The organism is Oceanicoccus sp. KOV_DT_Chl (assembly GCF_900120175.1).
In the GTDB taxonomy this organism is placed as follows: Bacteria; Pseudomonadota; Gammaproteobacteria; order Pseudomonadales; family Dasaniaceae; genus Oceanicoccus.
Map to the genome: position 1 here is coordinate 1,688,319 of NZ_FQLF01000002.1, position 12,352 is coordinate 1,700,670.

The following is a 12,352-nucleotide window of genomic DNA, read 5'->3' on the forward strand; positions in this document are numbered from 1 at the left end:
GCCTCAGGCGCCATTTTTCGCGCGCTGGCTTTTTAACGATATTTTTATATATGCCTGCACCGCGGTATCTTTATACCTTTGCATCTTTGGGTGCTGCCATCCAACTACTTCACCGGGACCAATCACCAATAAACCACCAGGCTTTAAGTGTTCTGCCAGGCCATTTAGAACTTGCCATTGCCGATCGCGGCGAAAATAAACTAATACGTTTTGACAATAAATTACATCCATCGCCAGCTGGGGTATTTTATCCAGTTCCAACAAGTTGCCTTGTACAAAAGCTAAACGTTGACGTAACTTGGCAACTACTTGATATTGATTTTCCGTTATCCCTGTAAAATATTTATGCTTCAACGATGGCGGTAAACTATCAACTTTACGCGCACTGTATTTTCCGAGTCTTGCTACTGCTAACGCGCTCTGACTAATATCAGTAGCCATAACACCTAAAAAACATTCCGTTGATACATAATCAAGAACCTCATTCGCCAACATCGCCAACGAGTACGCCTCTTCTCCGGTAGAACAACCTACACTCCATAGGTCTAATGTATCGCCCTTACTTCTCGACTCAAGTTCAAATAGAGTCATTAAATATTTTTGCACTGCGCCGTAGGAATGAGACTCTCGATAAAAACTGGTTTCCTTGACAGATATCCTGTCTACCAACTGCGTCCACTCAATGAGTCCTTCAGGAATACGACTTACTTGCTGAAAATACTCTTCATAATCCTCACACCCGACTTCGCGCATACGCTGGCTGAGGCCTTTTTGTAAAATTGATTTATGTTGTAAAAAGCAAATGCCCGTACGGAGCTCTAATAGAGTTTGCCAACGGGCATACTGTTCATCACTAAGTTCCAGCGGCGCCTGATAAGACCACCTCGACATCGCTCTCACTCTCTCTAACGTTTGCCATTAACAATGTAAAACGGCCAATCAATTCACTAACAATTTTACTCAGCGACAGCCAGTGCCAGTGGTGCTTCTTCCTCGTAAAGATTTTCCTCATCCACTGGTACCATTGACTCTTCTTCAGGCAATTTAAAGCCAGCCACTGACTCACGTAGTTCGTTCGCCATATCAGCCAGATTACCGATCGATCTCGCTGTTGCTGTGGTACCAGAAGAGGTTTGAGTAGTGATTTCCTGGATAACATTCATCGTGTTGGATATATGACCCGCTGATGATGCTTGCTGACGAGCAGCGTTGGAGATGTTCTGAATCAATTCCGCAAGTTCCTGCGATACTTTCTCGATTTCTTCCAGTGCAGTACCCGCATCCTGTGCCAAGCGCGCACCCCGTACCACCTCGGCAGTGGTTTGTTCCATCGAGATAACCGCTTCGTTGGTATCTGACTGGATGGTTTTAACCAGCGCTTCAATCTGTTTTGTTGCCGCAGAAGAACGTTCCGCAAGGCGCTGTACTTCATCCGCAACTACCGCGAAACCACGACCCGCGTCACCCGCCATCGATGCCTGTATCGCCGCGTTCAATGCCAGTATGTTGGTTTGGTCGGCGATGTCGTTAATCAACGATACGATATCCCCGATCTCCTGGGATGATTCACCCAATCGTTTGATACGCTTTGAGGTTTCCTGAATCTGCTCACGGATGTTATCCATGCCGTTAATGGTGTTCTGTACCACTTCGGCGCCGGTATTTGCGATGGCAACCGAACGCTCCGCAACGCTGGCTGATTCCGAAGCGTTTGAAGATACCTGGTCGATGGTCACCGCCATCTCGTTTACCGCCGCGGATGCACCGGCAATTTCTTGCGCCTGGTGTTCGGACGCTTCGGCTAAGTGCAACGCGGTTGACTGCGATTCCTGTGCCGCCGTCGATACCTTCACCGCTGTATCGTTAATTTGCGATACCAGAATCCGCAATTGGTCGATAGTAAAGTTAATCGAGTCAGCAATCGCACCGGTGAAATCCTCGGTTACGGTTGCGGTAGTGGTTAAGTCACCATCTGCCAAGTCGGCGAGTTCATCGAGTAAACGTAAAATTGCATTCTGGTTTCGCTCGTTGGTTTCACCGGTTTCGCGCAAGCGAGCCTGGGTATTGCGGAATGTTTGAATACCGATCATTGCTAAAGAGAACAAGGTCACGCCCAAGAAAAACAGCGCGGTGGTTCCGGTAATTTTACGCTCACTTTCCAGCGTACTGATTTGTTCCGCTAACTTACTTGTGGCTTCCATGATTTGCGGTGAATCAACAACGATACCTTCAGCAGCAGTACGTGATTTCAACAGATCGGGAGAAGCCTGGAAAATTTCATCAACCGAACCACTAACAAATTCAAACAGCTTATTAACTTCTTCCAATGAAACCTGTGCGTCTTTATCGGTTACCCGTGAAATCCGCATGGCCTTATTGCCCTGCAACATGCCGTTTAGTACCGAACCAAACAAGCTCGCATCAAGGTTAAACTGATCGGCCGCATCTTTAGCAGCAGAACCACCCTGTAACATGTTATCTACGTTACGGGCGATACGCTCAGCCAGCCACGACTGCCGCTGAGCCACCGCAACCTGTTCAGCCGGGGCGCGGTTTTCTAATAAAATTTCTACAACGTTGTTATATTCCGCCTGTAATTCCGGGATCGATTCATTCAGGGTTTTAGCAACTTCGTGCAAAAATAAAAGTCGCTGGCGGTTATCAACGATAGTGGTCGAAGCGGTATTTACCTTGTTCCATAACGCATCTAATACGCCTAACTCACTGGATAACATGCTTTGGGGAGACGGCAGTGAAGTGGTGCCGTTCTTTAAAATACCGATGGTCTGGTTAAATTTATTACGGGATTTTTCAAGCTCATCAAACGATGCCGCGTCCCCCTCAGTCGCCTGCCGGGAACTGGTCGAGATTTGCTGCGCCAGTACTCGCAGCTCACCTGTCAGCTCCAAGTAACGGGCATCATAACCCGCATCTCGCAACACGATATAGGCGTTAAAACCGGCGCCAACAATGCCTGCAACCATCAGGAACAGGAAAAAACTTATGACTCGGTTGGTAGGCAGCTTGGCGGCTGCACCTCTTGTTTTAGCGTTCATGCCCGGGGCTCCCCGTTAAAAGTTTTACTATTTATGTAAACCCTAAAAAGTCAGTTTCGACTTCTCAAAGCCTCGCATCCTTCACAGCCAACGATACTCAAGACTGCATGTTTAATACTGGTATCAGCCTTGCGACCAATAGCGGCATTCCCTATCCACCTTTACTCATGACAGCGACTTAACTAGCCGCCGCATTATAAAACTCTGCGTTTTGTGCCAATTTATAAGGACTAAAAACGGACCAGACATAATTGTTGTGCTGGTACGACCCGGCTAAAAATGGCTTCAACGCAGAGACTTCTTCTGGCACTTCCTCACGGAAGCTGTCCACTGGAATATGTTGCATCCCAAATACTTCATTAACGATTAGGCCGGTATACAAATCACCTAACTCAAGAGCTAGCACCCGTCGATCTTTGCGATTACCTGGCACACTGCCAAAAAATCGCTCCAAATCAATCAAGGGTAATAAGCGTCCACGAACATTTGACACCCCCTGCACCCAAGGCTGCACGCCTGGCAAACGCGTCGATGGCGGCTGGGCTAAAATTTCTACCACCTCTCCCATTGGTGCGATAAACCGATAACCACCAAGGGTAAAGCCGATACCAGACCAGTGCGGCTTAATGTCTGCCTGCTCGGGCAAACCCGCGCACTTGAGACACTGCGCTGGGCGATATCAAGCAAGGCCGCAAAAGGTTCCAGTTCACTCATCAATCTTGTCCCCGTCGTCAGTCTTTGGGTCTAGCCCAACACATCAGCAATTGCTGACATTAGGGCGTTATCATCCACCGGCTTCGTCAAATAACCTTTTGCTCCCTGACGCTGTCCCCACAGGCGGTCGGTTTCCTGATCCTTGGTGGTGACAATAATCACGGGAATGTGACTGGTAGTCGCATGCTTACTCAATTGGCGAGTGGCTTGGAAGCCATTCAAGCCCGGCATCACGATATCCATAAGTACTACATCGGGCAAAGTCTCTTTAGCTTTAGCAACACCGTCTTCACCACTTACCGCAGTTATGACTTCATGGCCATGTCTATCAAGAATCGTGGTCATCTTGTGGGTTTCCGTCGGTGAATCATCGACGATCAGCACTCGTGCCATATTTCCTCCACTTCACAAGCTATTACAGCTAGAAATTATTGTTATTTCTTGCTCGCACACAAACGCCCGAACAAGGCAAGGTAGCTGGTATTACTAGGCAGCACCAACATGGGCTTGAATTGCACCCAATAATTCATTTTTACTAAAAGGCTTGGTCAGGTACTCATCGGACCCACAATTCGCCCTTTAGCCTTATCAAATAAGCCATCTTTACTGGATAGCATAATCACCGGGGTTTTTTTGAATTCGCTGTTGTTCTTAATCAGCGCGCAGGTCTGATAACCATCCAGACGCGGCATCATAATGTCGACAAAAATAATATCCGGCTTGCTATCGGCAATTTTGGCCAGCGCATCAAAGCCATCTGTCGCAGTAAACACCTCACAACCTACTTTCTGTAAGAGCGTTTCAGCAGTGCGACGAATCGTTTTACTGTCATCGATTACCATGACTTTCAAATTTTCGAAATTTCCTTCCATACCCTAGACCTTAAATGCTGACGAATTGGGGCTTATTGAACGAGTCTGGTCATTTAATGAACATATCGACACAAACACAGTGGAAACAGCTTTTAATATTTAACATAGATTCCAGCTTTTCGCCATAAACTACGGATAAATATAGTAAAACTGCTTATTATAACTTTTTACTTAAGTCTTGCTTTGCGATCTTTAGCGTCGTAACGTAATGGCCAAATTACAAAACAGGCTCATAACCTAAACCAATAATGAGTATAGAAGCGGATGCGCAGATCGCCCAATGGATAAGTGAGAAACTGCTAGCAACTCCGAAAAAAAATGGGCTACTTTAGATAAAATTATCATCACAGCCCTTTATTTCGGCCAAAGCTGGCATCACATAAGCAAAAAGCTGTATTTATCTACTAGCAGTAAACACAAAAAGCCAACACAGAGCATACTATGACAATCCGCCTCGGGGTCGTAATGGACCCAATCGAAACCATTACCTACAAAAAAGACACTACTTTGGCCATGTTATGGGCCGCCAGTGAGCGGGGCTGGCAATTACACTATATGCGACAGTCTGACTTGTACCTCAATGGCGGGGAACCGCGAGCCAAGATTCGCTCATTACAGGTATTTAGAGACCCAGACCATTATTACGAGCTGGGTGAGACCGAGGACATCAACTTGGGCGATCTCGATGTCGTACTCATGCGCAAAGATCCTCCCTTCGACAATGAGTTTATTTATAGCACCTATATACTCGAAGCCGCTGAGCAACTGGGCACCCTAATTGTTAACAAGCCTCAAAGCCTGCGTGACTGCAATGAAAAAATCTTTGCGACCCGGTTTCCAGACTGCTGCCCACCCTTAATTGTCAGCAAAGATGACGAGCGATTACGCGACTTCCACCGCCAGCACGGCGATGTAATCTATAAACCGTTAGACGGGATGGGGGCACGGGAATCTTTAGAGTCAAAGAAGACGGCAACAATCTGGGCGCCATTCTGGAAACCCTGACCGAATACGGCCGCACCTCCATCATGGCACAAAAATACCTACCGCAAATTGTCGATGGCGATAAGCGCATCCTGCTGGTCAATGGCGAAGCTATCGATTACTGCCTGGCGCGCATTCCGGCGAAGGGCGAAGTGCGCGGTAATTTGGCGGCCGGCGGCACCGGTCGCGCCCAGCCACTATCAGAACGAGATCGCTGGATTGCGAACCAGGTCGGCCCCATCGTCAAAGAGAAAGGGTTATTATTTGTCGGGCTGGATGTGATCGGGGATTACCTGACTGAAGTGAATGTCACCAGTCCCACCTGCGTGCGCGAGATAGATGATCAATTCGGAACTAACATCGCCGATAAATTGATGGACTGCATTGCCAGCAAGCTTTCGAAGTAAAGCTGACAACTGTGCACAAGCAACTAAACTTAAGGGCTATCAGTCAACTGTAGTCACCACTGTAAAAACGAAATATGGCCAATATCGCTGCAAGCTATAACGCTATCGACATTCAGGAACTCAGTCATGACCGCCTGGGCTTTACGTTCTGTCTAGCGCTGGCGTTACATGCTGCACTGATTCTAGGCATTACCTTCAGCCAAACCGAGCGCACTGTTGCTGCGCCCAAGCTCGAAATTACACTGGCGCAACACCGCAGCCAACAGGCACCCGACGAGGCCGATTTTCTAGCCCAGCATAACCAGCAAGGTAGCGGCACCCTTGAAGAAAAAGCCATGCTTACCACCAAAGAGCTTGCCGACTTTCAGGATACGCAAATTCAGGACGTAGCCAAACAACAGCAAAGCAGCCAAAGCCAAGCCCAACAAGCCATCACTACGCAACTCACCAGCAGCCTTAGCGACCAACAAACGCAACAGCAAATTGAACAAAATTTTGAGCGCGATCAGGATCAAGCCCGAACAATGAACTCACGATTCAACAACGCAGTCGTGAAATCGCCAGTCTGCAAGCGAAGCTGGACATTCAGGAATATGCCTATGCGAAGCGCCCGCGTATACATCGCCTTACATCCGTTGCTGCCAAGCAATCGGATGATGCCATGTACTTACACAACTGGCGCACCAAGGTGGAAGCGATTGGCAATCAACATTACCCCAGCAAGGCTAAAAGTAAGCAACTATACGGGGATTTAAGGATGGTGGTTTCGCTATTGCCCAATGGTGAAGTACATCGGGTCAAAATTTTAAAATCTTCCGGCCATAAAGTGCTTGATCAAGCCGCAATAAAAATCGTCCACCTCGCTGCCCCTTATGACCCCTTCCCCACCCAAATGCAAAATAGTGTCGATGTGCTGGAAATTATCCGCACCTGGCGTTTTCATAAAGATCGCCTGTCTTCAAGTAATACCTAATAAATAACTAAAAATTATTGGCATTTTCACCGACATCTCTAAGACCAGCATTTTCTATAACAAAACATTCCTTCAAATAAGCAATTAATGCATTTTTTTATCTTTACTCACAATTAACACTTGTCTTCATCTCTGCGCGCCCCAATAATCCAGTTATGGATAAATTAAGTAGTGCAAACAGTTTAAAAGACCACTTCCTGATAGCCATGCCGACTATCACTGACGGCCTATTCGCCAACAGTATTACTTACATCTGCGAACACAATGACCAAGGCGCGATGGGCATTGTCATTAATCACCCGCTGGATCTCAGCCTCGACGAAATTTTCCAGCATCTGGAAATTAATGATATCCAGGGCCCTCACAGTGACCAGATACTCGCCGGTGGTCCAGTACACATGGATCGCGGCTTTGTTTTGCATCGCACTACTGAACAGGAATGGGATTCCACTATTCGCATTTCTGGCCAAGTCGCACTGACTACCTCGCAAGATATTCTTACCGCTATCGCTCATGATCAGGGTCCGGTCGATAGCATTGTGGCGCTGGGTTATGCTGGTTGGAGCGCAGGCCAATTAGAAATAGAACTCGCTGACAATGCCTGGTTAACTGTGCCAGCCGATAGCGATATTATTTTTAATACGCCTGTAGAGTTACGCGCCAAAGCGGCTGCCGCACAAATGGGCGTGGACCTGGCACTAATCTCTCCCCAGGCAGGGCATGCCTAAGGCATGTCTGACAATAAACGTCCATTACTAGACGCAAAATCTATTCTTTGTTTTGACTATGGCACCAAATCCATCGGCGTTGCCATTGGCCAGTCCATCACCCAAACTGCAAACCCACTGATCGATTTAAAAGCACAAGATGGTATTCCAAGTTGGGAAGAAATAAAAAAAATTCTCGATGAATGGCGACCAGACTTATTACTTATTGGCTTGCCATTAAACATGGATGGCAGCGAATCTGAACTCAGTACTCGCGCTAAAAAATTCGCCAACCGTTTACATGGTCGCTTTGGTTTACCCATTGCGATGGCTGACGAACGCTTAAGTAGTTTTGCCGCCAAAGGAGAAATTATTCAGCAAACGGGCTCGCGGGATTTTAAGAAAAATAATGTGGACAGTTTAGCCGCAAAAATAATTCTAGAAAGCTGGTTTACCGAACACGGCCAATAAAGATCGCGCTAACATGCCTGTTCTTATCAAAGAATCATTGTAGATACACTAACGCTTAAAGTTTTGTCCTCTGTCTTGCTCACTTTCATCTTCCAATGATAAATCCCCGGCAATCGCATCTAATTGTGACGGGCTATTTTCATCGCCTAACTTGATCATCAAGCGTAAATCATTGGCCGAATCCGCATGCGCTAATGCATCCTCGTAAGTAATTTCGCCAGCTTTATATAATTCATACAAGGCCTGATCGAAAGTTTGCATACCATTATCGTTAGACTTACTCATCAAATCTTTCAACGAATGTACTTCACCTTTGCGAATTAAATCCTGTGCTAAAGGTGTATTAATTAATACTTCTACACAAGAGCGACGGCCTTTACCATCAGGCGTAGGAATTAACTGCTGAGCAACCATTGCCCGCAAGTTCAACGATAAATCCATCCATAGTTGCGAGTGTCTATCCGCAGGGAAAAAATGCAAAATTCTATCCAGCGCCTGATTGGCATTGTTCGCATGCAAAGTACACAAACATAAGTGGCCGGTTTCAGCAAAAGTTATAGCGTGCTCCATGGTTTCACGACTACGTACCTCACCAATCATGATTACGTCAGGCGCTTGTCGCAACATATTTTTCAAGCCAATTTCAAAGCTCGAGGTATCAATACCCACTTCACGCTGGGTCACAATACACCCCTCATGCTGATGAATATATTCAATCGGATCTTCAACTGAAATAATATGACCTTTGGAATTGCGATTGCGGTGACCAATCATCGCGGCCAAGGAAGTTGATTTACCCGCACCCGTGGCACCCACAAACACGACTAAGCCGCGCTTAATCATCGCCAAATCTTTAATAACATCTGGCAAACCTAAATCTTCAATCCGCGGAATAGTCGTTTCGATCCTGCGCAATACCATACCGGCCAAATTGCGTTGGTAAAAAGCACTCACCCGAAAGCGGCCAATACCTCTGGCGCTAATAGCAAAGTTACACTCTTTATCGCGAACAAAATCCCGACGCTGGGATTCATTCATTACCCCAAGCACAGTCTCGCGTGTTTTCTCCGGGCTTAGCGGACTCGTAGTGACCGGCACCACGCGACCATGGACTTTGATTGACGGGGGTACTCCAGCGGTAATAAAAAGATCCGAGGCGCCTTTTTCAACGACGATTTGTAACAGCTTATCAATATCCACGATGTGCTCCAGTGACTGTCGTTCAGTTTCACGACAGTCACAATAATTTTTCTATCTATTTTGTTTATTAATTGCGCTTTAACTTAATAAGAATGTATTTAAAAGTTTTCCGGGAAGCGCGCTTTCAGTCTTGCAACATCACGAGCAATCAAACGCTTATCTATTAAGTCAGATAAACATTGATCCATAGTCTGCATTCCCGCGGAGCCACCAGTTTGAATAGCTGAGTACATCTGTGCCACTTTATCTTCACGAATCAAATTACGAATAGCTGACGTCCCAATCATAATTTCATGGGCAGCGATACGACCGCCGCCGACTTTTTTCAATAGCGTTTGAGCAATAACCGCCTGCAATGATTCCGACAACATCGACCGTACCATTGATTTTTCTTCTGCTGGAAACACGTCAATAATACGGTCAATGGTTTTTGCCGCTGAGGTGGTGTGCAATGTACCGAATACCAAGTGGCCGGTTTCTGCGGCGGTCATTGCCAAACGGATAGTTTCCAAATCCCGTAATTCACCTACCAGAATAATATCGGGATCTTCCCGCAGCGCTGAGCGCAACGCTTCATTAAAGCCGTGAGTATCACGATGTACTTCACGCTGGTTAACCAAACACTTCTTGGATTCGTGCACAAATTCGATCGGGTCCTCTATGGTTAATACATGTTCGTATTTATTGTCATTAATAAAGTCCATCATCGCTGCCAGCGTAGTGGATTTACCCGAGCCAGTTGGCCCAGTCACCAATACCAAGCCCCGCGGCACCATGGAGATATCGCGAAATACCTGCCCCATACCCAGATCTTCCATCGACAAGACTTTGGAAGGGATAGTCCTGAACACAGCACCCGCACCGCGGTTCTGGTTAAAGGCATTAACCCGGAAGCGCGCCACACCAGGTACTTCGAAGGAGAAATCCGTCTCCAGAAATTCTTCATAGTCTTTGCGCTGCTTATCATTCATGATTTCATAAATCAGGCCGTGTACCTGTTTATGCTCCATCGGTGGCAAGTTAATCCGGCGCACGTCGCCATCCACACGAATCATCGGCGGTAGCCCCGCAGACAAATGTAAATCGGAAGCGCCTTGTTTGGCACTAAAGGCTAACAGCTCGGTAATATCCATGATAATCCTTAGGTTTAACGTCAATTAATACGAAGCGGCAGATGACACAGCGTTAATAACAACCGTTGAGTATAATGCAGCTTCAGTAACACGCATGGGTGACTGCACAACCGTGCCGCCATTTGTGAATCAGTGCACGGTTTAGTCATCACACTCACTTAGCTTAGCGGAGCTAGCAACAATACGTATGTCATCTTCAATAGAATTTAATATAGCAAAGGTCCAGCAAGCCATCCGCCTTGCGGAACAAAAATACTGCCGCGAGCCTCATTCTGTTCAATTAATAGCCGTCAGCAAGACGCGTTCAGCTTCTGAGATCCGGGAAGCCGCGGCCGCTGGTATCACCGAGCTTGGCGAAAACTATTTACAGGAAGCGCTGGAAAAACAAGCGGAGCTCACCAATTTACAGCTGAACTGGCATTTTATCGGCCCGATACAAGCCAATAAAACCGCGCCATTGCCGAACAGTTTGCCTGGGTGCACAGCGTTGATCGTCTTAAAATTGCGCAACGTTTAAATGAGCAGCGTCCTACCACCCTTCCCAAACTCAATATTTGCCTACAGGTCAATATCAGCGAAGAACACTCTAAATCAGGTGTTGCACTCACTGAACTGGAAGCCCTCGCTGCTCAAGTCGCAGCGCTGCCCGCTTGCAGTTACGAGGCCTTATGGCTATCCCCAAAGCGACTAGCGATAGCTCAGCACAACGCACAGCCTTTGCGCGGCTCAGTACCGCACTCAATCAATTACGAATTCATCACCCACAACTCGACACCCTATCCATGGGAATGTCGGCAGATATGGAATCCGCGATCGCAGAAGGTGCCACGATCGTCAGGATTGGTACGGATTTGTTTGGTAGTCGAAGCCGCTAAGCCTGTACCTCACTGCTGCCTGCCCTGCTATACTGCCGGGCCTAAGAACAGCGCGTTAACCATTATTTAAGCAAGCAAAAGGTACTTAATCTTGTCTACTGTCAGTTCTGATACTCCCCACTCCAACATCACGTTTATCGGCGCTGGTAATATGGCAGCCAGTATTATTGGTGGCTTGGTCAATAAAGGCTTTGCGCCACACTCAATCACTGCCAGCGACCCTTACCCTCAGTCTTTAAGTAATTTGCGTGAAGTGGCCGCCGTGAATATCACTGATGACAACCACCAGGCCATCGCCAATGCTGACGTAGTAGTCCTGGCGGTGAAACCGCAGGTGATGAAACCTATATTGCAAGATCTGGCCAGCAGCGCCCAGCAGTCAAAACCGCTGATTATTTCCATTGCCGCGGGCATCGAGATTCACAGCCTGAATAAATGGCTGGGCGGCAATATGGCCATTGTCCGCTGCATGCCTAACACCCCATCTTTGGTGCAAACAGGGGCAACGGCATTATTCGCCAACGATCTAGTTACTGAGCAACAACGCCAAGCAGCAGATTCTATCTTGCGCGCAGTGGGTATTGCTTTATGGGTAGATCAGGAAAGCCAGCTGGATGCTGTCACTGCTGTCTCTGGTAGTGGCCCCGCTTACTTCTTTCTATTAATGGAGGCCATGCAAGCCGCAGGCGAACAGTTGGGACTCAGCGCCGATGTGGCCAAGCAATTGACCTTGCAAACGGCTTTGGGAGCAGCACAAATGGCTATTTCCAGCGACGTGGATGCTGCCGAGCTACGACGGCGGGTCACCTCACCTGGTGGCACTACCGAACAGGCTATCAAAGTCTTCGAAGATCAGGGCATGCGGGATATTGTTAACCAAGCCCTGATCGCTTGCCGCGATCGATCTGAAGAATTAGCGAAACTGCTGGATGAATAATTAATCTCAAGACTGGAATAATG

Annotated in this window: 11 protein-coding genes and 3 pseudogenes; 7 read left to right on the top strand and 7 right to left on the bottom strand. The window is 47.3% G+C overall.

What is annotated here, in order from left to right; all coding sequences use genetic code 11:
• Positions 1-3 precede the first annotated feature (3 nt).
• The 5 genes and pseudogenes from UNITIG_RS11665 to pilG form a co-directional block, all read right to left on the bottom strand.
• A complete protein-coding gene (locus UNITIG_RS11665; protein WP_101758539.1) occupies positions 4-891 on the bottom strand; it encodes a protein-glutamate O-methyltransferase CheR in 888 nt (295 codons plus the stop codon).
• Positions 892-956: 65 nt separating this feature from the next.
• Positions 957-3,056, bottom strand: coding sequence for a methyl-accepting chemotaxis protein (locus UNITIG_RS11670; RefSeq protein WP_101758540.1), 2,100 nt, complete (start codon positions 3,054-3,056; stop codon positions 957-959).
• A 178-nt stretch (positions 3,057-3,234) separates the two neighbouring features.
• Positions 3,235-3,702 carry a chemotaxis protein CheW gene (locus tag UNITIG_RS11675; protein WP_369809164.1) on the bottom strand — a complete coding sequence of 156 codons (468 nt, stop codon included), beginning with the start codon at positions 3,700-3,702 and terminating at the stop codon, positions 3,235-3,237.
• A 98-nt stretch (positions 3,703-3,800) separates the two neighbouring features.
• Entirely contained in the window at positions 3,801-4,163 is a 363-nt protein-coding gene (gene pilH / locus UNITIG_RS11680; RefSeq protein WP_101758541.1) for a twitching motility response regulator PilH, read from the bottom strand.
• A gap of 93 nt (positions 4,164-4,256) precedes the next feature.
• Positions 4,257-4,642 (bottom strand): annotated as a pseudogene (pilG, locus tag UNITIG_RS11685) (twitching motility response regulator PilG).
• A gap of 441 nt (positions 4,643-5,083) precedes the next feature.
• Between pilG and gshB the strand changes: the two are divergent.
• The 5 genes and pseudogenes from gshB to ruvX all read left to right on the top strand — a co-directional run bounded on the left by gshB (position 5,084) and on the right by ruvX (position 8,184).
• Positions 5,084-6,033: pseudogene (gshB, locus tag UNITIG_RS11690) on the top strand (glutathione synthase).
• Positions 6,034-6,107: 74 nt separating this feature from the next.
• Positions 6,108-6,788, top strand: coding sequence for a hypothetical protein (locus UNITIG_RS11695; protein WP_235015362.1), 681 nt, complete (start codon positions 6,108-6,110; stop codon positions 6,786-6,788).
• On the top strand, positions 6,695-7,006 hold the full coding sequence (locus UNITIG_RS24305; RefSeq protein ID WP_235015363.1) for an energy transducer TonB: 312 nt from the start codon (positions 6,695-6,697) through the stop codon (positions 7,004-7,006). The genes UNITIG_RS11695 and UNITIG_RS24305 overlap by 94 nt, the downstream gene beginning before the upstream one ends.
• A gap of 155 nt (positions 7,007-7,161) precedes the next feature.
• Entirely contained in the window at positions 7,162-7,734 is a 573-nt protein-coding gene (locus UNITIG_RS11700) for a YqgE/AlgH family protein (RefSeq protein ID WP_101758542.1), read from the top strand.
• Positions 7,735-7,737: 3 nt separating this feature from the next.
• Complete coding sequence (gene ruvX / locus UNITIG_RS11705) at positions 7,738-8,184, top strand: Holliday junction resolvase RuvX (RefSeq protein ID WP_101758543.1); 447 nt, start codon at positions 7,738-7,740, stop codon at positions 8,182-8,184.
• Positions 8,185-8,232: 48 nt separating this feature from the next.
• Here ruvX and UNITIG_RS11710 read toward each other — a convergent pair whose 3' ends face one another.
• Both UNITIG_RS11710 and UNITIG_RS11715 read right to left on the bottom strand, forming a co-directional pair.
• Positions 8,233-9,384, bottom strand: a complete 1,152-nt coding sequence (locus tag UNITIG_RS11710; protein WP_101758544.1) for a PilT/PilU family type 4a pilus ATPase — start codon at positions 9,382-9,384, stop codon at positions 8,233-8,235.
• Positions 9,385-9,482: 98 nt separating this feature from the next.
• Positions 9,483-10,517 carry a type IV pilus twitching motility protein PilT gene (locus tag UNITIG_RS11715; protein ID WP_101758545.1) on the bottom strand — a complete coding sequence of 345 codons (1,035 nt, stop codon included), beginning with the start codon at positions 10,515-10,517 and terminating at the stop codon, positions 9,483-9,485.
• Positions 10,518-10,704: 187 nt separating this feature from the next.
• Here UNITIG_RS11715 and UNITIG_RS11720 point away from each other — a divergent pair.
• Positions 10,705-11,392, top strand: a pseudogene (locus tag UNITIG_RS11720) (YggS family pyridoxal phosphate-dependent enzyme).
• 91 nt (positions 11,393-11,483) lie between these two features.
• The gene (proC, locus tag UNITIG_RS11725; protein WP_255399494.1) at positions 11,484-12,329 is read left to right on the top strand and encodes a pyrroline-5-carboxylate reductase; all 846 of its coding nucleotides are present in this window, start codon (positions 11,484-11,486) and stop codon (positions 12,327-12,329) included.
• Positions 12,330-12,352 lie beyond the last annotated feature (23 nt).

Excerpts from the sequence above, each read along its gene's own strand:
- ruvX (WP_101758543.1), top strand. The coding sequence starts at position 7,738 with ATGTCTGACAATAAACGTCCATTACTAGACGCAAAATCTATTCTTTGT.
- UNITIG_RS11715 (WP_101758545.1), bottom strand. The coding sequence starts at position 10,517 with ATGGATATTACCGAGCTGTTAGCCTTTAGTGCCAAACAAGGCGCTTCC.
- UNITIG_RS24305 (WP_235015363.1), top strand. The coding sequence starts at position 6,695 with ATGTACTTACACAACTGGCGCACCAAGGTGGAAGCGATTGGCAATCAA.
- UNITIG_RS11665 (WP_101758539.1), bottom strand. The coding sequence starts at position 891 with ATGTCGAGGTGGTCTTATCAGGCGCCGCTGGAACTTAGTGATGAACAG.
- pilH (WP_101758541.1), bottom strand. The coding sequence starts at position 4,163 with ATGGCACGAGTGCTGATCGTCGATGATTCACCGACGGAAACCCACAAG.
- UNITIG_RS11700 (WP_101758542.1), top strand. The coding sequence starts at position 7,162 with ATGGATAAATTAAGTAGTGCAAACAGTTTAAAAGACCACTTCCTGATA.
- UNITIG_RS11695 (WP_235015362.1), top strand. The coding sequence starts at position 6,108 with ATGGCCAATATCGCTGCAAGCTATAACGCTATCGACATTCAGGAACTC.
- UNITIG_RS11670 (WP_101758540.1), bottom strand. The coding sequence starts at position 3,056 with ATGAACGCTAAAACAAGAGGTGCAGCCGCCAAGCTGCCTACCAACCGA.